Annotated in this window: 19 protein-coding genes; 8 read left to right on the top strand and 11 right to left on the bottom strand. The window is 59.5% G+C overall.

The features are described from left to right. Positions 1-44: 44 nt before the first annotated feature. From AC3RLQ_RS07560 to AC3RLQ_RS07550, 3 genes are read right to left on the bottom strand one after another with little or no spacing between them, the layout of a single operon-like run. Complete coding sequence (locus tag AC3RLQ_RS07560) at positions 45-461, bottom strand: hypothetical protein (protein WP_493035819.1); 417 nt, start codon at positions 459-461, stop codon at positions 45-47. Between the two features lie 21 nt (positions 462-482). Then, a complete protein-coding gene (locus AC3RLQ_RS07555) occupies positions 483-2,246 on the bottom strand; it encodes a M56 family metallopeptidase (protein WP_493035817.1) in 1,764 nt (587 codons plus the stop codon). Positions 2,247-2,253: 7 nt separating this feature from the next. Further along, complete coding sequence (locus tag AC3RLQ_RS07550; protein ID WP_493035815.1) at positions 2,254-2,658, bottom strand: BlaI/MecI/CopY family transcriptional regulator; 405 nt, start codon at positions 2,656-2,658, stop codon at positions 2,254-2,256. Positions 2,659-2,796: 138 nt separating this feature from the next. Here AC3RLQ_RS07550 and murA point away from each other — a divergent pair, with 138 nt between their 5' ends. The 6 genes from murA (at position 2,797) to AC3RLQ_RS07520 (ending at position 11,329) form a co-directional block, all read left to right on the top strand. Beyond that, positions 2,797-4,062, top strand: coding sequence for a UDP-N-acetylglucosamine 1-carboxyvinyltransferase (gene murA, locus AC3RLQ_RS07545; protein ID WP_493035813.1), 1,266 nt, complete (start codon positions 2,797-2,799; stop codon positions 4,060-4,062). A 937-nt stretch (positions 4,063-4,999) separates the two neighbouring features. Further along, positions 5,000-5,902 (top strand): sugar phosphate isomerase/epimerase family protein, encoded by a 903-nt coding sequence (locus AC3RLQ_RS07540; RefSeq protein ID WP_493035811.1) that lies wholly within the window; start codon positions 5,000-5,002, stop codon positions 5,900-5,902. A 171-nt stretch (positions 5,903-6,073) separates the two neighbouring features. Then, complete coding sequence (locus tag AC3RLQ_RS07535; RefSeq protein WP_493035809.1) at positions 6,074-6,649, top strand: DJ-1/PfpI family protein; 576 nt, start codon at positions 6,074-6,076, stop codon at positions 6,647-6,649. A gap of 43 nt (positions 6,650-6,692) precedes the next feature. After that, a complete protein-coding gene (locus AC3RLQ_RS07530) occupies positions 6,693-8,849 on the top strand; it encodes a c-type cytochrome (RefSeq protein WP_493035807.1) in 2,157 nt (718 codons plus the stop codon). A gap of 80 nt (positions 8,850-8,929) precedes the next feature. After that, the gene (locus AC3RLQ_RS07525; protein ID WP_493035805.1) at positions 8,930-10,399 is read left to right on the top strand and encodes a DUF7133 domain-containing protein; all 1,470 of its coding nucleotides are present in this window, start codon (positions 8,930-8,932) and stop codon (positions 10,397-10,399) included. Between the two features lie 54 nt (positions 10,400-10,453). After that, on the top strand, positions 10,454-11,329 hold the full coding sequence (locus AC3RLQ_RS07520; protein WP_493035803.1) for a DUF4159 domain-containing protein: 876 nt from the start codon (positions 10,454-10,456) through the stop codon (positions 11,327-11,329). Between the two features lie 229 nt (positions 11,330-11,558). Here the strand turns inward: AC3RLQ_RS07520 and AC3RLQ_RS07515 are convergent, their stop codons facing one another. From AC3RLQ_RS07515 to AC3RLQ_RS07480, 8 genes are all read right to left on the bottom strand, one after another. Then, a complete protein-coding gene (locus tag AC3RLQ_RS07515) occupies positions 11,559-13,601 on the bottom strand; it encodes a M56 family metallopeptidase (protein ID WP_493035801.1) in 2,043 nt (680 codons plus the stop codon). A gap of 108 nt (positions 13,602-13,709) precedes the next feature. Beyond that, the gene (locus AC3RLQ_RS07510) at positions 13,710-14,093 is read right to left on the bottom strand and encodes a BlaI/MecI/CopY family transcriptional regulator (protein ID WP_493035799.1); all 384 of its coding nucleotides are present in this window, start codon (positions 14,091-14,093) and stop codon (positions 13,710-13,712) included. An 87-nt stretch (positions 14,094-14,180) separates the two neighbouring features. Beyond that, entirely contained in the window at positions 14,181-15,122 is a 942-nt protein-coding gene (locus AC3RLQ_RS07505; protein ID WP_493035797.1) for a hypothetical protein, read from the bottom strand. Positions 15,123-15,164: 42 nt separating this feature from the next. Next, complete coding sequence (locus tag AC3RLQ_RS07500; RefSeq protein ID WP_493035795.1) at positions 15,165-16,334, bottom strand: class I SAM-dependent rRNA methyltransferase; 1,170 nt, start codon at positions 16,332-16,334, stop codon at positions 15,165-15,167. A 363-nt stretch (positions 16,335-16,697) separates the two neighbouring features. Continuing rightward, a complete protein-coding gene (locus tag AC3RLQ_RS07495) occupies positions 16,698-17,696 on the bottom strand; it encodes a zinc-binding alcohol dehydrogenase family protein (RefSeq protein ID WP_493035793.1) in 999 nt (332 codons plus the stop codon). 243 nt (positions 17,697-17,939) lie between these two features. Next, positions 17,940-18,884 (bottom strand): L,D-transpeptidase family protein, encoded by a 945-nt coding sequence (locus AC3RLQ_RS07490; protein WP_493035791.1) that lies wholly within the window; start codon positions 18,882-18,884, stop codon positions 17,940-17,942. A gap of 12 nt (positions 18,885-18,896) precedes the next feature. Further along, positions 18,897-19,847 (bottom strand): polymer-forming cytoskeletal protein, encoded by a 951-nt coding sequence (locus AC3RLQ_RS07485; protein WP_493035789.1) that lies wholly within the window; start codon positions 19,845-19,847, stop codon positions 18,897-18,899. A gap of 215 nt (positions 19,848-20,062) precedes the next feature. Then, positions 20,063-20,428, bottom strand: coding sequence for a bactofilin family protein (locus AC3RLQ_RS07480; RefSeq protein ID WP_397382798.1), 366 nt, complete (start codon positions 20,426-20,428; stop codon positions 20,063-20,065). A gap of 280 nt (positions 20,429-20,708) precedes the next feature. On the opposite strand from AC3RLQ_RS07480, the gene AC3RLQ_RS07475 reads away from it, so the two are divergent. After that, on the top strand, positions 20,709-21,854 hold the full coding sequence (locus tag AC3RLQ_RS07475; protein WP_493035786.1) for a beta-ketoacyl synthase N-terminal-like domain-containing protein: 1,146 nt from the start codon (positions 20,709-20,711) through the stop codon (positions 21,852-21,854). Further along, entirely contained in the window at positions 21,826-22,680 is an 855-nt protein-coding gene (locus AC3RLQ_RS07470; protein WP_493035784.1) for a glycosyltransferase family 2 protein, read from the top strand. The genes AC3RLQ_RS07475 and AC3RLQ_RS07470 overlap by 29 nt, the downstream gene beginning before the upstream one ends. Position 22,681: the final 1 nt, after the last annotated feature.

Below are 22,681 nucleotides of genomic sequence, written 5' to 3'. Positions count from 1 at the left end.
AGTGCAAAAAAGAAGAGTGCTTTTTGCATGAGTGCCATGGTTGTTTATATGTGCCGCGCGGTCTTGACCGAAGAATACCAGTATCTAGCCATCTCGGATTTTTTCTGAACGCTGGGCGAGTTTATTTCATGAGCAACGAACCAATCATCCACCGCCTCCACTCCAAAGCTCTCTAAACAAGGAACAACAAAGGATTTAATGGTGCTGGCATCCCCAAACTGAATCCCAGCAATGAGAAACGGCTCCATGAGAATTTTTGGGATAGGATGTTTTGCGAAAACGCAGGCCACAAATCCGCAAGTGTCCCGAGACTGAAGGGCATTCACGAACCACTGCCATTTGTCATTACCCTTGGTCTTGGGGATCGATTTGCGTGCTTCTTCGAGAAGCCTATTGGCTTCGGCAAACTTGTGTTCAGCAAGAGATTTATGCCATTGCTCGAATTGTGACAGCCAGTCCATGGAGGTTGGTGTGGGTGAATCTCACTCCGCCTTGATCCCCACATTCTTGTTCCCGTTATCTCTCACGGCATCCACCGTGTTATGCAGCGCCCCTAGCGGCACATCCTCATCCCCCGTCACCACGACTTTGGCACTAGGATGCTCTGGCAAAAAGGTGCTCAGGTGCCCCCGCAGTCTTCCCATGGACACTTCCTGGTCACCCACCATCACCGCCTCGCCGTTCTTGATCACCTTGAGGGTGATCGTCTCGCCTGAAGAGGTGGCCTTGTCGCCATCACGCGCCCCTGTCTTCCGGCTGCCTTCACCCTCGCGTTCACCTCCTGTGCGTGGTTTCTCACCATCACGCATGCCGGTTTTATTTGCACCTTCACCATCGCGGGCTCCCGTTTTCTTGGCCCCGCCTTCGCCATCACGCGCACCCGTCTTTCTTCCGCCATCGCCATCGCGCTCTCCTCCTGTGCGTGGCTTCTCGCCATCACGCATGCCAGTCTTGGCAGAGCCCTCACCATCTCGTGCACCTGGCTTCCTGCTTCCGCCATCACCTTCGCGGGCACCAGGCTTGCGCGCACCTTCACCATCACCCGTGCCTGGCTTCCGGCTTCCACCGTCACCTTCACGCATGCCGGACTTCTTCGCACCGCCATCACCTTCACGTGTGCCTGCTTCACCGGTTTCAGTCTTCGTCTGCTCAGCAGCAGGTGCGCGCGCACCCTCACGGCTGCGCTCTTTCGCCGGCACTTCCTTTTCCACCGCACGCGCGGTCGTGAATGAGTAGCAAACAAGCACGCTGAGCGTAAGAACGAGCAGCGTTTGAATCACAGGCTGGCGGGTGGTTGGATGGGCAATCATGAGGATGCGTTGGCGCAGGGTAGGGTGGTTGCGCACACATGGGGCCAACCCTGCCATGGCCGGTGGTGCGAAAAAGCTTTCCTGAATGCGCAGCAGCGTATGCCCGTAGTCCAGCCGCTCCGTGGGGGAGAGCAGCGCCAGCGCCCCCGCATCGCAGCGCAGCTCGCGGTCCGCCTGAAAGCGCGACACCACAAACCACACCAGCGGATTAAACCAATGCAGCGCCTGCACTGCCGTCGCGGCCCAGTTCCAGATCAGATCATGCTGCTTCACATGCAGCAGTTCATGCAGCAGCACATGGCGCAGGCTGTGTTCATTGAAGCGCGTCTCCCAGTCCTCCGGCAGCAGGATGCTCGGCTGCGCCATCCCCACCACCGCCGGTGTGGTGCCCGCAGGCATGAGAAGAATGCGCACAGTCTTCTGAATCCCCGCCTTCTGGCAAAGACTCGCCACCAGCGCACGCAGCAGCGCAGCATTGGCATGCGGACGCTGACTTAGTTCCAGTTCAAATTGCCGCTGCCGATACAACGCCGCCGCAAAGACCCATAGCGCCCCCATCACCCACACACCCAGCGCCAGCGTGTATCCAGAAATCATTCCCGCAGACTCAGACCCACCACCGATGGATTCCGCAATCATCGGCACGTTCTCCCCATCAGCAGTCCTCACCACATCCGCCGCCGCCATGGCTGGCGCAGCCGATACCGCACTCATACGCGCCGCTTCATCCTGCTGAAACCACGCCCCCAGCCCAAACCCCGCCGGAATAAAAGCCGGCAGCATCAGCTTCGTCCCCACCAGCAGCCACAAGCCAATGCGCCATGCCGGGCTCAGCCGCGTCCCCAGCATCAGCCGCAGCCCCAGCACGGCCAAAATCAAGAGGCTCGCTTCGAGCGAAGTGCGCAGCAGCCAGTGGAGGAGAGCGTCGGCATTCATGGTTGGATTACTTTTTAAGTTTCTTCTCGGCCTGATTCAGCACTTCACGCAGCGCAGCCAGGTCATCTTGCGTCACATCTTCACGTTCCATCAGCCCGGCTACAAAGGGCGTCAGTCGGCCGTTGAACACGCGATCCAGAAAACTCCGGCTCTCCTCATGCTGGCACTGGTCCTGGGCCACCGCGGGTGAGTACCGAAACTCGCGCCCCACCGCCTCCACCGCCAGCGCCCCTTTGTCAGCCAGTCGGCGGATCAGGCTCTGCACCGTGCGTGGCTTCCAGAGCAGCCTTCCTTCCAGATCCTTCACCACTTCAGCCAGCGTGCTCGTCCCACGCTGCCAGAAGACATTCATCACCGTCCATTCGGCGTCAGAAATCTTCGGGGCGGGTGGATTGGGAGCGCGGCGTGACATGGTTGGATTACAAATGTGATCCGAGGATTACGCATGTAATCCAACTCGGCAAGAACTTTTTTCAAGCGGTCTTTCTTGTGTGAGGATTTCGAAGAATGGCTTGCCACTGCCTCTTTCCGCAGCACAAAGCACTCACACATGGAAAAACTCATCGTTCACGGCGGCGCACCTCTGAAGGGCCGCATCAACATCAGCGGCTCAAAGAACTCCTCGCTGCCCATTCTCGCGGCCACCCTCCTTACCAAAGACACCTGCACCATCCGCCGTGTGCCCGATCTCAGCGACACCAATTACATGGTCCGCATCCTCGGCGAGCTCGGTGCCGAGGTCGAGCGCGCCAGCGGCGTCGTCGTCGTCAAAGCAGAGAAGATCAAATCCGTCGCGCCCTACGATCTCGTCCGCAAAATGCGCGCCTCCATCTGCGTGCTCGGCCCCCTCACAGGTCGTTTGAAAAAATGCACCGTCTCACTCCCCGGCGGCTGCGTGATTGGTGACCGCCCTGTTGATCTCCATCTCAAAGGCCTCGAAGCTCTCGGCGCTCAGATTACCGTCGAAGGCGGAGACATCTTTGTGAATGCCAAGAAAGGCTTCAAAGGCGGCCCCATGAATCTCATGGGCAAGCACGGCTCCACCGTCCTCGGCACGGACAATGTCATGATGGCCGCGGTCCTCGCCAAAGGTGCCACCATCATCGAAGGCGCTGCCGCCGAGCCCGAAGTCGAAGACCTCGCAAATTTCCTCATCAAGATGGGCGCCAAGATCGAAGGCGCAGGCACAAACCGCATCACCATCGAAGGCGTCAAAGAACTCCACGGCGCAGAGCACGTCGTCATTCCAGACCGCATCGAGGCCGGCACCTTCCTCGTCGCCGGTGCCATGCTTGGTGATGGCGTCACCCTCAAGCGCGTCATGCCGGAGCACATGAAAGCCGTCACCGATGCCATGATCAAATGCGGCTTCCCCATCGACATCACCAAGGACAGCATCACCGTCCGTCCGAATCCAAACGCCAAAGGCTTCGATCTCACCACCCTCTGCTACCCCGGCTTCCCCACCGACATGCAGGCCCAGATGTGCGCCCTCGCCTGTGTCATCAATGACACCAGCACCATCACCGAGACCATCTTCCCGCAGCGCTTCATGCACTGCGCCGAAATGAAGCGCATGGGCGCCAATATCGACCTCCAGGGCGCCACCGCCCGCATTCGCGGCGGCAGCGTCATGAAAGGCGCCCCCGTCATGGCCTCCGATCTCCGCGCCTCCGCCGCCCTCGTCCTCGCCGGCCTCGTCGCCGAAGGCAAAACCGAGATCAACCGCCTCTACCACATCGACCGCGGCTACGAACACCTCGACGACAAACTCGCCGCCCTCGGCGCCCAGCTCGAACGCGTTCAGGACAAGTAAGGACGGACAGTTAATTGAGAGGCGAGGCCGGAGACAGTCAGAGCATGTCAAAATGCATGGCACCCGCGCATACCACACCGAGCCGCAGCCCCAGGGCTGGTAGGGACGCGTTGTGCGCGTCCCTAGAATCCTTCGTCCCAGCGCCGCCTGCCGCCCCAGCCACTTCCCACTTTCCTAAAGCCCTGCCTTTCAGCACCCACGCATACAGTCCGCTCGCACTCACTCCAAAATGCCGCGCATCATAAACTCATTTGGAGAAAGCGCACTTTTGAAGATTTATGATGCGTGGCCGCATAATCACAGGTCGCCGCGAAGACGATAGTAAAGGGGGCGCTCAGTCACTCTGCGCCTCGGGAGACCTGCGTATACACTGAATCGCAAAATTCATTTCCAGCATGCCGAGCTTGAGGACGTTCGATTCGCCTCATAGGGGCCAAGGTGCCGAGTTGGCTGAGATTGAATCCAATCTCTGCTCCCTCTGCCTCTCCGCCCCTCTGCGGTAAAATCGAATGTCCCTTCTACCTCGAAACGGTCTGTCGCCAGGTACGCTTTTCCGCTATAAGTCTTGGCAAATGCAATAAGGTCAGCTTTTTAGGTCAGCTTTTTGTGCGCCTGGCTGCTTGAATGGCTTCCATTCATGAAGGCCAACGGCCTTCCGTATTTCAGCCCAGGGATGCCGAGCTTTAGCGAGTGCTTCCCTGGGTAAGCAGCAAACGAGCGGAAAGCAAACCCAGCGGCCCGCCACACACTGCGCCCACCAGCAGCGTCTGCAAAGAGCTCCGCTACGCATTAGCTTCGCAGTCAGAATGCGCTCCGATATCACCCAAGCTCCCGATGTCCTCCCAAATAACGGAATGTCCACACCCCCGCCGCAAAACCTGAAGAACCCAAATCAAAGTCTGAATGAAGACGCGCCCGCCCCGTCGTTTACTCCCCCATGACCAGCCGCCGTCGATTCCTGCAATCACTCTCCGCTCTCGCCGCCGCTCCCGCGTTCACGGCCGAGCCGACGCCGTGGAAGCTGAATTACATGCTCGCCTCCTCCATGTATGGCAGCCTTCCTCTGGCAGAAATCCTCCCCGAAGTCAAAAAGACCGGTGCCACCAGCATCGAACTCTGGCCCAAAAAACACGGCACCCAGCGCGAGGAGATCGACACCATCGGCCACGACAAATTCGCCGCCATGCTCAAGGACCACGGCCTCACCTTCGGCGGCACCACCCGCTATGATCTCGGCCCCTTCCGCCTCACCGAAGAGATCGGCGTCGTGAAAAAACTCGGCGGCACCTTCATCGTCGCTGGCGGGGCAGGGGACTACAAGGTCTCCCCCGAGCAGCTCAAGCTGAACGTCAAAGCCTTCGTGGAAAAGATGAAACCCCACGCCGCTCTCGCCGCCGAAAACGGCCTCACCCTCGGCATCGAAAACCACATCAACAACCTCATCGACACCCCCGACTCCCTCCGCTGGCTCGCCGATGACATCCGCAGCATCCCCGGCATCGGCATCGCCTTCGCCCCCTATCATCTCCCGCAGGAAGAAAAGCTGCTCTCAGACCTCATCCAGCACATCGACCAAAAGATGACGCTTTTCTACGCCTGGGAGTACGGCAAGAGCTGCTCCAAGGCCGTGCCCAAGGAAGACGAACTCCAGCAGATGCCCGGTCGCGGCAAGCTCGACTGGAAACCCCTGCTGCAAGCCCTCAAAGCCATCAAGTTCACCGGCCCCACCGAAATCTTCATGCACCCCACCCCCCGCGGCATCCCCATCATGCCCACGGCGGCGGAGACCACGGCGGAAATCGTGCGCGCCAAACAGCATCTCGATAGCCTCATCGGCTAACACCACATTTATGATTTACGATTTATGATTTATGATTTGGCTTCGCCTAGCTCGTAAATCGTGACAAAAATAGCCCCCCCAAGTTTCCCCAGCCTCATCCATCTCGCCCGCCACTAGCAAAGTCCCCCATCTCCGAAATCGTAAATCATAAATCGTAAATCATAAATAAATATGTCCGAAGCCAAAGTCCTCATCATCGTCGGCGACGCCACCGAAACCGTTGACACCCTCTACCCTTTCTACCGTCTCATCGAGGGCGGCTACAAGCCCGTCGTCGCCGCGCCGGAAAAACGGAAATACCAGATGGTGCTTCACGAAATCAAGCCCGGCTGGACCATCACCAAGGAGTGGGAAGGTTACAGCATCGACGCCGACATCGCCTTCAAGGACATCAATCCCGAAGAATACGTCGGCATCTTCTTCAGCGGCGGCCGCGCCCCCGAGTACATCCGCGAAGACGTCGATCTGCTCCGCATCACCAAGTGGTTCTGGGAGCAGAAGAAGCCCTGCGCCAGCGTCTGTCACGGCGTCGAAATCCCCGCCCGTGCAGACATCGTCAAAGGCCTCCGCATGGCCACCGTCGCAAAGTGCAAGTTCGACCTCGAAATCTGCGGCGGCATCTACGTGAACGAACCCTGCGTCATCGACCAGCACATGTACTCCGGCCGCACCTACCACGACTCCGGCCACTTCATCGCCCCCTGGATCAAAGCCCTCGACGCCGAGCGCGCCAAGATGGGCATCTAAATCGGATCTGAACGGCCGCAAAGCGACGCAAAGAAAACGCAAAATGAATTCATCAAAACTCTGGACCCTTTTTGCGGCCTCTGCGTTTTTTTGCGGCCATCTCCAGGCGCATCCTCTCCAGGCCGAGCCTATCAACCACGCCTTCGTTTACACCTTCGATCAGTTCCACATTCCCGAAGACCCCGACGAATCACTGGTGAATGGCGGCCTGCTGCTCCTCGCAGAGCTGAACTGCACCACCTGCCATGCCGTGCCGAAGTCATGGGAAGAGCGTCTCAAGCCAAAGCCCGGCCCCGACCTCAGCGCCGTGGGCTCCCGCCTCGATCCAGACACCCTCTGGCTCATGATACGCAGTCCGCAAAACCGCAAGAAGGGCACGCAGATGCCCGGCTTGTTCGCAGGTGCGGAAGGCGATGACGAAAAAGTCGAGGCCCTCGTCGAATACCTTAGCAGCCTGAAACAGCCCCAGCCCAAAGTCCCCGCTGGCGATGTTGAGCGCGGCAAGGACCTCTACCACAAAGTCGGCTGCGTCGCCTGCCATGAGCCCGCCAAAGACGTGCGCCCGCCCAAGGTCGCCGCAGATGCCGAAGTCGAAAAACCCGGCAATGCCTCCGTCCCCATCGCCCTCGCAGACGCCTACGACTTCACCGCCCTCTCCCACTTCCTCCACAATCCTCTGTCCGTCCGCCCTTCAGGCCGCATGCCCGACATGCGACTCTCCGCCCAGCAAGCCTCCGACATCGCCGCCTACCTCCACGTCGGCCGCGTCGCCGAAAAAGCCACCGCCCGAGCCGCTCTGAAAATCCCCAAGCAAGGCATCGAAAAAGGTCGCGAGCTTTTCCGAACGATGAACTGCGTGGCATGCCATCAGATGGGTTCAGGAACTCAGGCGAATGTTCCTGTGCTGGGTGATATCCCAATAGTTTCGCCACTTTTCAGCACCAGTCGAAATCAGTTGGCTGAGATGAAAAAGCCCCTCAAAGACCTCTCCCAAGACCAAGGCTGCCTCGCCGAAAAACAACCCTCGGGCACCCCGCGCTTCGATCTCAACGCCCTCGAAAAACGCGCCATCAAACTCGCACTGGCACTCATCCAAAAAGAAGACGCCCCCAAGCTCACCGCGCAGGAGAAAGTGGACTGGCAGCTCACCCGTCTCAACTGCTACGCCTGCCATGACCGCGATGGCAAGGGCGGCCCCGAAGATCCACGCGCGCAATACTTCGGTGTGAACGATCCCGGCGCTGAATCTCTTGGCCAGCTCGCCAACGTGCCGCCCATGCTCGACAAAGTGGGCCGCAAACTCACTCACGGCTGGTTCGAAAAAATCCTCTGGGGTAAAGACGGCAGCGTCCGCCCCTACATGGACACCCACATGCCCAGCTTCGGCCGCGAACAAACCGAAATGCTCATCGCCTGGCTGAACGAAGCCGACGCCCTGGAAAAACCCTTCACCATAGATGTCAGCGGCCTCGCCAAACACCACCGCGCCGAAGCTGGACGCCAGCTCCTCGGAGCCAAGGGCCTCGCCTGCGTCGCATGCCATGGCATGAAGGATCGTAAATCCCTCGGACCACCCGTCATCCGCCTCACCCACACCGTGGAGCGCCTGCAGCCCGAATACTTCAAAGAGCTCCTCCTCAATCCCCAGGTCACCCAACCCGGCACCGTCATGCCGCCGATGTTCGTCGGCCGCAAAAAAGCCGATCAGGAAATCGAAAGCATCTGGACCTACCTCCGCGAGATCGAAGGCCAGCCGCTCCCCGAAGGCCTCATGTCATCCGCCGATTTCGAATTGAAGCCCGATGCCGAAAAGCGCCCCATCATCTTCCGCAGCTTCATTGAAGGCGTTGGCACCCACGCCATCGGCGTCGGTTTCCCCGGCGGACTCAATGCCGCCTTCGATGCCAAGACCAGCCGCTGGGCCATCCTCTGGAAAGGCCGCTTCCTCGATGCCATGAGCAACTGGCAGGACCGCTCCATGCCCCCCATCAAACCCCTCGGCACCGATGTAAAGCCCATGCCAGCATCTACCAGCGAACGCACCTTCGGCGGCTACACCCTCGGCAAAGACGGCGTCCCCACCTTCCGCTATCTCGAAAACGGCCAGCAAATCGAAGACACCCTCCGCCCCGTCAAAGGCGGCTTCGAACACATCATCAGCAGCAACGGCAAGCAAACAAAGGAGATCCTGTCATGGTAGTCGCGAAGCGTCTTGGAGTGCGGTGGCAGAGAGGCAAGCGCAGTCTTGCCTCGTCGACACCGCTTTGGTCTATCTCATCGTTGCTCCCAAGGTTTCGAGATAGCCTTGCTGCATTTCTCCTCCTCGCCACCTCCGCCCTCGCCCAGGATCAATCCACCTACTACCGCACCGAAACCTACGAGCTCCCCAAAGGCGTCAATTTCGAGGCCAGCGGCATCGCCATCCTCCCCGATGGCAAACTCGCCGTCGGCCTCCGCAAAGGCGAAGTCTGGATCGCTCAAAATCCCTCCGACACTTCAAAGCCCGACTTCAAACTCTTCGCCAGCGGCCTCCACGAAATCCTCGGCCTTGCATGGCATGATGGAGCACTTTATGCCACCCAGCGCTCCGAAGTCACCAGGCTCCGCGACACCGACTCCGACGGCAAAGCCGACGAATACCTCAGCGCCTCCACCGGCTGGGGCGTCTCCGGCGCCTACCACGAGTACGCCTACGGCCCCGTCTTCGACAAAGAAGGCAATCTCTACACCTCGCTCAATTGCAGCATGGGCAAAGCCTGGAAAGGCGCAGGCGATGAAGAAAAGCATCCCCTCTGGCGCGGCTGGGTCGTCCGCATGACCAAAGACGGCAAACTCGAACCCTTTTGCGCCGGATTCCGCAGCCCCTGCGGCATCGGCCAAAACGCCGAAGGCGACATCTTCATCACCGATCAGCAGGGCAACTGGATGCCCACCACGCCGCTGATGCACGCCCGCAAAGGCGCCTACTTCTCCCACGCCGACTCCATCCCCGACGCCATGCGTCCCGAGTCCCCGGTCAAAATCGCCGCCAAGCAGCCCGATGGCATCACCGTCGCCGAAGCCATGAAAACCGTCCAGGGCTACACCCCGCCCGCCGTCTGGCTGCCCTACGTCAAGATGGGCCAGAGCGGCACCGGCATCGCCTGCGATCTCAGCCCCGGCAAATTCGGCCCCTTCGAAAAGCAGATGTTCCTCGGCGAATTCGTCCTCAGCGGCGTGAACCGCGTCTTCCTCGAAAAAGTCGGCGGCGAATACCAGGGCGCCTGCTTCCCCTTCATCGATGGCCTCCAGTGCGCCGCCCTCGCCCTCAATTTCCTCCAGGACGGCTCCCTCGTCGTCGGCCAGTCAAACCGCGGCTGGAACAGCAAAGGCAATCGCCCCTTCGGCCTCCAGCGCATCGTGTGGACTCAGAAGACCCCGCTCGAAGTCCAAAAAATGGAGCTCACCAAATCCGGCTTCCGCTTCACCTTCACTCTCCCAGTTGACCCCGCCACCCTCACCACCCTCACCGGCCAGAGCTACACCTACCCCTTCCAAAGCAAATACGGCGGCGACGAGCTCGATACCCAGCCCCTCGCCATCACCACTTCCAAACTCTCCCCAGACGGCCTCGTCCTCGACGTCACCTGCACCACCCTCCGCCCCGGCTACGTCCACGAATTCGAACTCCCTCAGCTCAAGTCCAAAGACGGCACCCCACTCTGGCACCGCATGGCCTACTACACCGTCAACAAGCTCATCACAGACTGACCCCTGCGCAAATAGGTCTCGCCACACCTCCCCCTCATCGGGTAAAACCCACCCATGAGATTCTGGAAATGGCTCCTGCCATGCCTCGCGCTTTTCACCTTGGGGCAGTCCCATTCCCAGGGCGTCCCCGAAAATCGCCGCGCCACCTACCGGGGCAGGGAAGTCCAGTTCCCCAATGACGCTCGCCAGTTCAAAGGCTGGCGTCACTACGGCCAAAAACTCCCCGTCTGGGACCTCCCTGCAGACCTCCCCAAAGACGTCTTCACCTTCGCACGCCTCTGCTATCCCTTCCGCCGTGGCGGCCGCTGGACCGCTGATTACCCCGAGGCCGATCTCAATTTCTCCTTCCGCCTCCACCAGCTCACCTCCGTCCAGGTGAATCCTTACCCCGTCATCCTCGACATCGATCCCGCCCAGCTCCGCCACCATCCCTTCCTCTACGTCTCCGAGCCCGGCCACATGGACATCACCACCGCCCAGGCCCGCGTCCTCCGCGACTACATGCTCAATGGCGGCTTCATCCTCATGGACGACTTCTGGGGCAACGATGAATGGAAAGGCTTCGAGCCCTCCTTCAAAAAAATCTGGCCCGACCGCAACTACGAAGAACTCAAGCCCGATCACCCCATCTTCCACAGCGTCTACGATCTCCCCTCGCCACCCCAGGTCCACAGCAACGTCTACTGGGCCGAGATGAACCAGCATGGCCGCACCAACATGCACAACGAGATCCGCAAAGACTCCGCCACCCCTTACTTCCGCGCCGTCTTCGACGATCGCGGCCGCATGGTCATGCTCATCTGCCTCAACAACGACCTCGGCGACGGCTGGGAGCAGGAGCAAAGCGATCCTTGGTACTTCACCCACGTCTCCGAAAAACACGCCTACCCCCTCGGCATCAACATCGTCTTTTACGCCCTCACCCATTAGCACATGGGAGCGCGCCCCTCCGAAGCCGCCCCCGCCTTCGTAGCCTTGGCAAAGAACAAATCCGCTCCGCAATCACCCACTCCACCGCGCTTCCAACCCCTCCGGGAAGTACGACAGACACTCCTGTCTGTCGGTCAGCGGCACCGCAAATTTCCTTCGTCCACGCTCAGTCCCAAGCCCCGCAGACAAAATTTGCCTGTCATGCTGCAGGCCGCGCACCTTGGTAGCCTCACTTCTCCGGCACCGTCAGCACATCCCCGTCTTCCAGCGCCTTCGCGCCATCCTTCTCCAGATCCACAAACGAAAACTGAAACCCCCGTTTCAGCCGGATCAGCCCGCCTGCCGCCCGTTCGCTCAGCCCCTGCGCCTCCTTCACCAAATCCCCCACCGTCATCCCCGGTTTCAGCACATAGAGCCCCTGGCGTTTCACCTGCCCCAGCACCGTCACAGTCAGCTCCTTCGGCACCGCCGCAGCACCATCCTTCGGCTTCACCGCCGCCGTCACCTTCGGCACCACCGCCACCTTCCCAGGCTCCACCGCATTTGCCTGGATGATGAAAAACACCAGGTCCTTCGTCTTCGGCATGCTGCTCGTCAGCGGCGTCGCGTCCGGACTCCCCAGCCCGCCAAACACCACGCTCTGCCCAGACTCCATCACAAAGCTCGCCGTCGTCTTCAGCGTGTGAAAGATCGGCTGCTTGACCACATTGTCAGACACCACCTTGCCATCTTGCGTGATCGGCTTGCCGTAATCAATGAACCCCTCAAAGCTCGTCACCTCCGGTGCCACCGTCAGGTCGATGCTCCCATTCTCCGCCAGCGTCGGCACCACCTCCATCCGCACTCCCACCGGCTTCATTTCAAAAGCCGTCGGCGTCGTCGGGATCAGCGGCTCGGTCTTCGTCGCCTGCTTCGGCGGATCAAATTCCGTGGGATAGATGAACTCACGCACCACCTCCACCGTCGCCTTCTGCCCGCTGCGCGTCGTCACTGAAGGCGCGCTCATCAGGTTCACGCCCTTCTGCTGGCTCAGCTTGCGCAGCAGGTTGTTGGCATGCTCCTCGTTTAAAATACCCAGGCTCTGCAGCCCGGACTTGTTCCCATCCAGCGTCAGCCCCGCCTCCGCCAGCACCGGTGAGTCCATGGGAATGCTCACAAACCGGCTCTTCACCATGATCTGCCGTGGCACCGCAGCATCCGCCACCGGCTCCGCCTTCCGGCACGCACTCAGACCCGCCAGGCCAAACGCCCCCGCCACCGCCGGCACCAGCAGCCCCAGCTTCTGCATCAAAGAGTACCCACCGCGTCCTCTGCCTGACTGCACCAGGCTCGCAAGCCGTCCGCGCATCGCCTTCGCGCTCGCAGACACATAGACCGCCAGCGCCAGCGGCAGCCACGGCCTCGTCGTGCTCCCCAGTCCCGCCACCGCCGCCAGCAGCTCCTCCGCAAAATCATCCGCACACACCCCGCTGCGCTCCAGTGCCACATCATCACACGCCTGCTCCCGCGCCCTCGCGCTCGCCCTCAGCACCACCCACACCAGCGGGTGAAACCACAGCAGCAGCGCCGCTACCGTCGTCAGCAGCGTGACCAGCACATCCCCGCGCGCGATGTGCGCCAGCTCATGCCGCAGCACCAGCCGCAGCCGCTTCTCCTCCCACCCCGCCGCCTGCACCGGCAGCAGCACCGTCTTCTGGGAAATCCCCCACGTCATCGGCACCGCACACGCCGCGCTCATCCGCAGGCAGCCCTCCGGCAACTCCAGGTGCAAAGCCCCCGCCTCCTCCGCAAAACACCGCTGCATGGTAGCATCTACCACCATGTGGGATTCTGCTCTCAGCTTCCGCAGCGTCCAGGCAGAGACCCCCAGCACCACCGCACCCGCGCAGATGCCTCCCAGCCACAGCACCGCCCACAGCGGGGAAGGGGCCACCTCATCCTGAGCCTTCGCCTTCAGCGTCACAGTCTGCGCCACCCTCGGCGCAAACGGATCCGCAACCTCCTCCAGCGCCTTCTTCGGCACCTCATCCATCATCGGCACCGCACGCCCCGCCTCCCACGGAATCCGCCACGCCGGAGCCACCAGACTGCACCCCATCACCACCGGAATCAGCATCAACGCCGAAGCCAGAATAAAATGCCGCCGCGCCGCCGCCATCCGCCGCACGCACAGCGCCACCCCTCCCGCCAGTGCCAGCAGTACCGTCGTTTGCAGCGTCACATCCAGCAGCCAGCCAGGTGTGAAAGAAAATAGATGCTCAATGATGCTCATAAAAATCTTGGCGTTGTGTCTAGGTTACCTGGCAACTGCAAGCTCAAGCGATTCATTCGAGCCCAGTCATTCTGCATTCGTCATTCGTCATTCGTCATTCGTCATTCGTCATTTCCTCCCCGTCTTCGCTTGGTCCAAAAACCCCCTCAGCTCCGCCACTTCATCGTCACTCAGCTTCGTCCCTGGCGCGCTCAGGTACGCCGCCAGCGCCTGCGTCAGCGATCCCCCGAAAAACGTCCCGATCACCCGGCTCAGCGTGCTCTGCCCCACCTCCTCCCGCGAATGCACCGGCTGGTAGATAAACTCCCGCCCCTCCTGCCGGTGCTTCAGCTGTCCTTTCCCCTCCAGGATCGTCAGGATCGATCTCAACGCCGCCCGCGTCGGCGGCTTCTCCATCCCCTCCAGAATCTGCGACAGTGTCGCCTCCCCCTGCGCAAACACCAGGTCCATCACCTCCCTCTCACGGCGGCTCAATTGGGCTATTTTCTTCATGGATTGAAATTTCAACCCATGTTGGCCCAAGAGTCAATATCAAAGATTGAATTTTCAACCTTTCAGCAAACTAGCCACCGCCTTAGCCTATTCTTCAGCGGGTATTACAATCTTAAACACCCTGCGAGCATCGAAATGCTCAATTACTTGCTCGTAACACTTTTCAAACACCATGGCATCTGCTCTCGCGGCATGCATTGCCTCACTGAGGGAGCTATATACCTCGCAAAGGGTAGGGAAGCGTTCCTTGAATGCCGTTGGAAGAGTCGCTTTGTAGGCATCGCCGATCTCATCTCCGCTTGGGCGGGGGATATTACTTATTGCTTGTGCAACTTCGGGAATTGACTTCCAAAACTGTTCCACAAAAACACGCATCAAAAATATGCCGGCCAGAGTCTGGCCCGCATGGTTAGCGATAATCGCATTTCTAAAATTTGACGCATGCAGCTTCGGGATAAACGAAGGAATATCTATCGTCTCAAACGGGTCGCGACCGGATAGGGTGAGCTTATCATTACTGCGTCGAATCAGAAATCGGATGGGCTCTTTTTTGCAGTTTTGGCATTGATACGAGACGAATAACCATTGTTCTGTTGCTGCAGACTTTGAGGTCTCAACCAATGCGCCAATTGGATTAAATGGCCACTTTTCCAGGCAGTGATTGCATGCAGTTTTGATCGTTGGTAGATCGTATTTTTGAACCTCGGTATTATTCTGGTATAAAACATCACTCGAAGTTGAAATAAGTGGTGCAATGTTTGCTGGAAACCAAGCGCATTGTGAGTAAGTGTTTAGCTCAGCACGAAACTTGTGTAACGGTTCGGTATAGTTTGCTCCTCCGCCTGTAACTGTTGCGCGTAATGAAATTTGCTGGGCGCGCTCATGCTTTTCAGAAGCAATTGAGTCAAGAAATCCAAAGCCGATTTTTACAGATTGATAAAGATGTTTTTCTGACAAGAGCGTCTTTAACGCCTCGGAAATTGCTGTTCCGACTCGTTGGGTGATTGCGGCATCTTTCATGGCTTTCATTTCCTTCTTTAACTTCAGGTGCAGTTAGTAATGAATTGTCCCTCACCAGCTCGCCACCACCTCGTACGCATACCCGCGCAGATACTCCGTCTCCGGAATCGTCGCCAGAATCGGATGATCCGGCCGCTGCGTGTACGTCGTCACCCGCCGCAGCGTCTTCTTCGCATCCACCGCCGCATCCGTGATGCTGCTGTGAAACTCCTCCGCGCTCACATGATGCGAGCACGTGAACGTCGCAAAGATCCCGCCCGGCTCCAGCATCTTCATCGCCCGCAGGTGAATCTCCTTGTACCCTCGCAGTGCATCCCGCACCGAACTCTTCGTCTTCGTAAACGACGGCGGATCCAGGATGATCAAATCATACCGCGCCGCCGCCGCCTCGTTCCGCTTCAGGAAATCAAAGCAGTTCTCCGCCACGCAGTTGATCTGCACCCCCGCAATCGCCGCATTCTGCCTCGCCACCTCCGTCGCCTGCTCGCTGATGTCCACCGCCGTCACCTCGCTCGCACCCGCCAGCGCGCAGGCCTGGGCAAACCCACCCTGATTCGAAAAACAGTCCAGCACCCGCCGGCCCTTCGCCAGAGCAGAAACAAGCTGGTAGTTGTCCAGCTGGTCCAGATACAGCCCCGTCTTCTGACCCTCCAGCAGGTCCGCATGAAACGCACTGCCCTGATAACGCACCACAAACGGCTCAGGCATCTCACCGCTGATCACACCCTTGATCTGCTCCATGCCCTCCGCCTTGCGCACCGCACCTTCATTGCGCTCCACGATGCCCCGTGGCTTCAGCACATCGTTCAGCGCCTGAATAATCAGCGCCTTGCGCAGATCCATCGCCAGCGTCAGCGTCTGCACCACCAGGAAGTCACCATAGCGATCCACAATCAGCCCCGGCAGTCCATCCGACTCACTCCACACAATGCGGCACAGATTCAGATCCACCCCTGATGACTCGCGCACCTTGATCGCCCGCTGAATCCGCCGCGTGAAAAAGTCCAGATCCAAATCCTGACGCCGGTAGGAAAACAACCGCGCCGAAATCTGCGACGCCGGATTGTAAATCGCACTCCCCAGCGGCTTCCCCCTCACATCCTGCAGATGCACCACATCCCCCGGCTTCGGATCCCCAAACCTCTTCTGAATCTCCGTCGCATAAACCCAAAGGTGACCGTGAAAAAGACGCGCGCGTGGCTGAACAGTAAGAGTAGGCATGGTTGTCGGGAAGGGGAGTGAGGTTGTTAAACAGTTCTTAACGGAAGGAGCTATAGGCTGCCCCATAGGGGTGAGCAAAGCGAATCAATGTCCAAGGAATGCCAAGCCCCTGAATCCAGCACCAAGATCACTCATCAAGCCGTGAAACCCGGCTCTGCCGTCAAGGACACGCTGAAATTGGCAAAGGAATGAGAGAGCAAAGGAATGATTTTTCCGGCACATTCCTTTGCTCTTTCATTCCTTTGCCAAAATCAAACCACCCGCATGCTCTATCCCGTTGCATGACTGGTGGCAAAAGCACCTTTCTCCGAGACTCCGTATTCGTCGTTCGTGCTTGGTCATTATTTCGACATTCGGATTTACTCATTCGTCATTCCTGAGTGAAACGACGGCCTTGATCACCCTCGAGTCCGGCAGCAGCCACGCATCCATTTGAGTGGGCAGCTCCCCAAACTCACACCGGTGACTGATCCACGGCCTCGTATCAATCTGCCCCGATTGAATCATCCCCAGAATCCTCGGAAAATCCGCCGCCACCGCATTCCGGCTCGCCAGCAGCGTCAGCTCCCGCCGATGAAACAGCGGATCATCCAAAATGACCGGCTCCTTCGTGATCCCCACATACACAATCCGCCCCGTGAACCGCGCATACCGCAGCGTCCCCGCCATCGATCCCGCATGCCCCGTCGCATCAAACACAATCTGAAACGCCGCCTCATCCGGCAGCTCCGCCACCACCTGGACACCCGGATAATTCTGCTCCACGAAAAGCCGCCGCGCCGGATTCAGCTCCAGCACCGTGATCGCCGCCTCAGCCGCCCGCGCAAACTCCAGCACCGTCAGCCCGATCGGCCCCGCGCCAATGATCAGCACATCATCACTCGGAGCCACCTGCGCCCGGTTCACTGCATGGCAGCCGATCGCCAGCGTCTCCACCAGCGCCAGCTGCTCAAAGTCCAGCGCATTGCATACATGCAGTTTGTGCGCCGGCAGCACCATCCGCTCCCGCATGCCCCCATCACAATGCACCCCCAGCACCTGAAGCGTCTCACAGCAGTTCGTGCTCCCGCGCAGGCACGCATGGCACGTCCCGCAGTTCAGATACGGCTCCACCGAGCACCGATCCCCCACCTGCAAATGCGTCACCCCATCCCCCACCGCCAGCACCTCCACCCCCAGCTCATGCCCAAGAATCCGCGGAAACTCAATGAACGGCATCTTCCCCAGATACCCGCTGAAATCCGTCCCACAGATCCCAATCGCCCGAATCCCCACCAGCGCCTCCCCCACACCCGGCGCCGCAGCCTCCGGCAACGTCGTCCATTCAAAAGTCCTGGCAGCAGTAAGTGTGAGCGAGCGCATAAAATGAATAACGGAGGATAGGGCGTCCCGCCTGTCAGGTCGAACACCGAATAAAATCCCCTTCAAAAAATTCCACCCCCCATCATCCCACCGCCCCCGTCCTTTGGGTCCTTTCCGTCCTTTAAGTCCTCTCCCTCTACCGCTCCCACTCCACCCACCACCTCACCTCCGTCCATCCTGCAATCCTGCATCCTGTGAATCCTGTCCATCTTCCCCCGCGCTTCCCACAAACACCCCGCATCCTCACCTCACCAAATACTGCCCACCCTCAACCATGACCTGCGGCACGCGGTGTTCCCTCTCAAACACCTCATACCCCGGCACCAACTCCTCCCAAAACTCCCGGTGCGCCTCCTCCGCATCCTTCATCCGCTCCCCCGTCATCCGAAACGGAAAACAATGCACCGCCACACTCCCACCACCTCTGACCGCCGCCTCCACCACCAAATAAATCTCCTCGATCACCGCATCCGTCATCGCAAAGCACCCCACGCTGCACACATCCCCATGCACCATGATCAGGCTCCCCGTCCGCTGCTGCGCCAGGTCATACGCATTCGGATACCCGATGTTAAACGCCAGATGGTAGCTGCTGGCAGGATTCAGCATCTTCTGCGTCACACTGTAAAAACCCTCCGGTGCCTGCATGTCCCCCTCACGCGTCTTCGGCCCCAGCGTTCCCGAAAAACAAGCGATGGGATAAGTTCGAAACAGTGTCCATTCGCCCGCGTCCCCCTTCAGCCACAACTCCAGCTCACGGCTCTCCTTGAAAAGACGAATAAACGCCGCCTGACCCAGCGCACACTTCTTCGCCGCAAGTTCCTCCTGCAGTTTCGGCAGCAGCCGCGCACGCACATCAGCCATCCGTTCCGGAGCCTTCAGTCCACGCCATATCTCCGCCGCAGGCGGCACAGGGTAGGGAAGGGAGATCCCGGCAGGAACTGAAACCACAGGCGCATGTTTTGGCGATTCTACGTGCGGGACTGATGGAGCCGCCGGTCCTCTGGGCTTCATCTGCTCGCTGGTTTCCGGTGTTTCCATGGCTCTGTCGGAAGTAGATCTGCTTTGAGGAGGAGACTGTGCGACTGCACCCAGTTCGCGAAAGGCGATCTTGAGCACATAAGCGCACAGCACAAGAACTGCCGTGGCAAGGATGACCGCCGCGAGATCTGATGTGCGCAGCTTCATGGCGCAGCCGAATCAGGCCACAGGCGGCGGCACTGTCGGAGGCGAAAGAGTAATCTGCTTGCCGCGCACAATGTTCATCGCACCATTCAGTTCACCACCCGGTTCGATCGAAACCGACCGCGCAGTCACATCGCCATTGATGGAGCCGTTGCTGCCAATCAGCACCGGACCCGTGCTGTAGATCGTCCCCGTGAGACGTGCCTGAATCTCCACATCCGTGGCATGCACCGAATTGAGGAAAGCCACATCCGCACCTTTCTCCACCACAAAGCGCTGGCAGTGAATTTCACCAATGATGCTGCCCGTCGTACGAAAAGTCGCGTCACCTGAGCAAGTGACATTCGCCTCGATGATGCCATGGCACTCAAGGTCCCGGCACTGCACGCTGCTGGCCGAAAGCCTGCCGCGTTTGCGTATGAGAACATTGCCGCGCGTCTTGATCGGCTGCGTGGAGGTCATGTTGATCTCCACATCTTCCAAGGAGATGTAGGCGCCGCAGGCCGGGCAGTTAGCCGACTTGGCGGAGCGACCAGTTTTAAACTTATGCCCGCAGTCAAAGCACTCCGCGTCTTTGAAATACTGGTTCCGGTACATGCCCTGCTCCTTCATCTTCTGCAGAGAGGTCGCCGTTTGCGGCGCAGGGGCGGGCGTGGGGGGCGGGGAATTGGACTGCGGCCGGCGCGCGGCCGTCGGCATGGAATCCTCAGCAACACTCACAGGCGCGGCTGCAGATGTGGGGGCGGATGCTTCAATCGAAGCAGGGGCAGGAGCAGGGGCCTCGGCCTCCGCAGCCGCCGGGGCATCCGCAGGCGGTGGCAGATTCTGACTCTGCAAAAACGCACCAAACCCATCCGCAGCCGTCGGCGCGGGCTCAGGAGGTGGGGGGGGTGCAGCAGGTTTGGCTTCCGGTCCTTTGACCGCAGGGCTGGCCGCTTCCGGGACTTTCTCCCAGGAATCGTTCATGCCCACGCCTGATCGCGTCACCGCCGATGCAATCACACGGCGCTTTTCCACGGTCAGGTGGACCCCGCATTTTTTACAAAAGGTGGAAACAACGAGGCGCGGCTCATACTGAGCCGCGCCACAAGAAGGGCACACCACTTCGATTTGATTCTTAGGTGGTGTGGGAAGGATGCTGGTCTTCGTGCCGAAGAACCGTCCGAACACTCAGGTAGGAGTTAAGATTGTTTAGGAGCGCCGCCGAAGGCAGGCTTGGTTTCTGCCTTTTTACCGACCTGGGACTGACCCATGAAGGTGGCGCCTTCTTCGATGGCAAGGGTGCCTGCGGCGATGTCACCGACCAGGATCGCGTTGCTCTTGAGTTCGCAGCGCTCTGCAACGGTGATGTTGCCTTCGACTTTGCCGAAAATGATGACGGAACGGGTTTTGACTTCGCCTTTGATCAGGGCGTTTTCACCCACGGTCAGGCTGCCGTCGGAAATGACTTCGCCTTCGATCTTGCCGTCGATGATGAGGTCGTGGGAAAACTTGATGGAACCTTTGATTTCGACGTCGTTGGCGAGAACGTTTTTACTGGTGGTCATGACGGGAGATTGATGTGAGCGTTGGGGTTGTGCAGCAGGAGCGGATGCGGTGGAGAGAATGGGTGCGCGTTCGGCTGCAGGAGCCGGTGCGTGTACCTCAGAACGCCTGTCTTCCTTGTGCCCTTCGGGTTGTCCTATGATTTGCCTTAACATGAGGTCTAAAATATAGCTGGTTATTAACTTGAGTGTCAATCTTCGGCTTGCTTATTTTTTGTCAGGTTGGTGTAAAGGTTTCAATGACTTGGGTTGCGCCGGGGTGGTTTTGGGGCTGTATCGTATCATGATGGAAAATGTGTTCATCACAGCCGCGGAGACGGCCTGTGTTCTTGGCTTGCGGACGGAGGAGTGCCTGCACTCGCTGCGTGAGCGGCGCGGCGGTCTGTCCCTGTCCGCATGCGTGCCAGGCGCGGGCTTTGCTTCTCTGCCCGTGGGCGCATTTCCTTCACGCGATCTCGTGAAAGGCCGTCGCTATGGCGCAGCCAGCAATGCAGCCGTGAAAGTAGCCGCCGCTGCCATGCGCCGCGCAGGCTGGACTCCTGAGCAGATCCGCCAGACCTGGCTGTACGGTGCCAGCAGTCGCGGCAACGCAGGAGAAATACTGGGGGTGAATGCATGGCGCAGACCCCTCCGCAAGTTCAGTGCCAGCAACACCATGCACTGTGAAATACCTGCCGCTGTCAGCATCGAGCTCGGCATTCACGGACCCTGGCAGATGATCTCCAACGGCTGCTCCTCCGGCCTCGATGCCCTCGGCATGGCCTGGATGGCCGTGGCCAGTGGCGTGGCCCCACGTGCCCTCGTCGTGGCCGTGGATCTGCCTCTCGTCACCGCACTGCTGCAAGATTTCCAAGACACCGGCCTCCTATCCACCAACGGTGTCAACGATCCGTTCTCCCTCCAGACCAGCGGCTTCTTCCCAGCCGAAGCCGCCGTGGCCGTCACCCTGGAACGCGATGCCAAAGGACTTTGCCGCCTCGAACATTACTCCGCCAACAGCGACGCCTACGACACCCTCATGATCCCCGATGATGGCGGCGGCATCGAATCCTGCATCCGCACAGCCCTCCAATCAGGTGCTCCAGACAAAGTCGTCGCCATCTGCCCCCACGCCACCGGCACCCTCAACCACGCCCGCGTCGAACCTCCCGCCCTCCTGCGTGCATTGGATGGCCGCAAAGTCCCTCTTCTCCCTCTCAAGCCCCAAACCGGCCATACCCTCGGCGCCAGCGGCCTGCTGGACGTGGCCCTCCTTGCCGCCTGCATGGCCGACCACTGGCTCCCCGCCACACTCCCCGGCCTCACCCCACCCGCCTGCGGCCTGCCCTTGATCGACTCCCCCCTCCAGCTCTCAACAGGCGACCGCGTGATCAAACTCGCCTCCGGCATGGGCGGTCACAATGCCGCCGTTTCCCTCCGGGTCGTTTGATTCCGTGCTTGGCACCGGCGGTGGATTCGCGAAAGTCGCCCACCGCATGACCCGCCTGCCGCTTTCGATTTCCATCATCTCCCTTAATGAAGAGGCCAACCTGCGCCGCTGTCTCGCCAGCCTCGGAGATCTGGCTCAGGAAATCGTCATCGTCGATTCCGGCTCCACCGACCGCACCGCCGAAATCGCCGCCGAGTTCGGCGCCAAATTCATTCACCAAGACTGGCTCGGTTACACCGCCCAAAAAAACCACTGCCTCACCCTGTGCTCCCAGGAATGGGTTCTGGCGCTCGACTGTGACGAAGAACTCACCCCCGAATTGCGGAATTCGATACAAGCTTTCTTCGCCAATGGCGACAACCAACGCTTCGACGGCGCCTGGATGTCCCGCCTCGTCTGGTTCATGGGCCGCTGGATTCATCACGGCGACTGGTACCCGGATCGGAAAATACGCCTCTTTCGACGCACGAAAAGTCAATGGGCCGCAGATGGAGGCGGACAGGTGCATGAGCGGCTGGAAGTGGCAGGACCCTGCACCACGCTGAAAGGAGACCTCCTGCATTACTCCTTCAAGAACATCCAGCACTACTTGGTGAAACACGTGCAGTATTCCAGCGTCTTTTTGCAAACCCAGGCAAGCAAAGGCAAACGCTGGTCACTCCTGCACACCTTGTTCCGTCCCTGCTGGCGCTTCACTCGCGCCTATTTTCTAAAACTGGGCTTTTTGGATGGCTTCCCAGGCCTGTGGATCGCCGCCGCCACCGCCTTCTTCACCTTTGATCGCTACAGCCGGATGTATGAAAGCGCAGCGGAGGGCAGGAAATAGC

Source organism: Prosthecobacter sp. GW821-HT29F12 (assembly GCF_058803405.1).
This window is presented reverse-complemented; position numbering and strand designations above follow the sequence as displayed.

Excerpts from the sequence above, each read along its gene's own strand:
- AC3RLQ_RS07475 (WP_493035786.1), top strand. The coding sequence starts at position 20,709 with ATGATGGAAAATGTGTTCATCACAGCCGCGGAGACGGCCTGTGTTCTT.
- AC3RLQ_RS07510 (WP_493035799.1), bottom strand. The coding sequence starts at position 14,093 with ATGAAGAAAATAGCCCAATTGAGCCGCCGTGAGAGGGAGGTGATGGAC.
- AC3RLQ_RS07500 (WP_493035795.1), bottom strand. The coding sequence starts at position 16,334 with ATGCCTACTCTTACTGTTCAGCCACGCGCGCGTCTTTTTCACGGTCAC.
- AC3RLQ_RS07470 (WP_493035784.1), top strand. The coding sequence starts at position 21,826 with ATGCCGCCGTTTCCCTCCGGGTCGTTTGATTCCGTGCTTGGCACCGGC.
- murA (WP_493035813.1), top strand. The coding sequence starts at position 2,797 with ATGGAAAAACTCATCGTTCACGGCGGCGCACCTCTGAAGGGCCGCATC.
- AC3RLQ_RS07530 (WP_493035807.1), top strand. The coding sequence starts at position 6,693 with ATGAATTCATCAAAACTCTGGACCCTTTTTGCGGCCTCTGCGTTTTTT.
- AC3RLQ_RS07495 (WP_493035793.1), bottom strand. The coding sequence starts at position 17,696 with ATGCGCTCGCTCACACTTACTGCTGCCAGGACTTTTGAATGGACGACG.
- AC3RLQ_RS07560 (WP_493035819.1), bottom strand. The coding sequence starts at position 461 with ATGGACTGGCTGTCACAATTCGAGCAATGGCATAAATCTCTTGCTGAA.
- AC3RLQ_RS07485 (WP_493035789.1), bottom strand. The coding sequence starts at position 19,847 with ATGAACGATTCCTGGGAGAAAGTCCCGGAAGCGGCCAGCCCTGCGGTC.
- AC3RLQ_RS07555 (WP_493035817.1), bottom strand. The coding sequence starts at position 2,246 with ATGAATGCCGACGCTCTCCTCCACTGGCTGCTGCGCACTTCGCTCGAA.
- AC3RLQ_RS07520 (WP_493035803.1), top strand. The coding sequence starts at position 10,454 with ATGAGATTCTGGAAATGGCTCCTGCCATGCCTCGCGCTTTTCACCTTG.
- AC3RLQ_RS07480 (WP_397382798.1), bottom strand. The coding sequence starts at position 20,428 with ATGACCACCAGTAAAAACGTTCTCGCCAACGACGTCGAAATCAAAGGT.
- AC3RLQ_RS07550 (WP_493035815.1), bottom strand. The coding sequence starts at position 2,658 with ATGTCACGCCGCGCTCCCAATCCACCCGCCCCGAAGATTTCTGACGCC.
- AC3RLQ_RS07540 (WP_493035811.1), top strand. The coding sequence starts at position 5,000 with ATGACCAGCCGCCGTCGATTCCTGCAATCACTCTCCGCTCTCGCCGCC.
- AC3RLQ_RS07515 (WP_493035801.1), bottom strand. The coding sequence starts at position 13,601 with ATGAGCATCATTGAGCATCTATTTTCTTTCACACCTGGCTGGCTGCTG.
- AC3RLQ_RS07490 (WP_493035791.1), bottom strand. The coding sequence starts at position 18,884 with ATGAAGCTGCGCACATCAGATCTCGCGGCGGTCATCCTTGCCACGGCA.
- AC3RLQ_RS07535 (WP_493035809.1), top strand. The coding sequence starts at position 6,074 with ATGTCCGAAGCCAAAGTCCTCATCATCGTCGGCGACGCCACCGAAACC.
- AC3RLQ_RS07505 (WP_493035797.1), bottom strand. The coding sequence starts at position 15,122 with ATGAAAGCCATGAAAGATGCCGCAATCACCCAACGAGTCGGAACAGCA.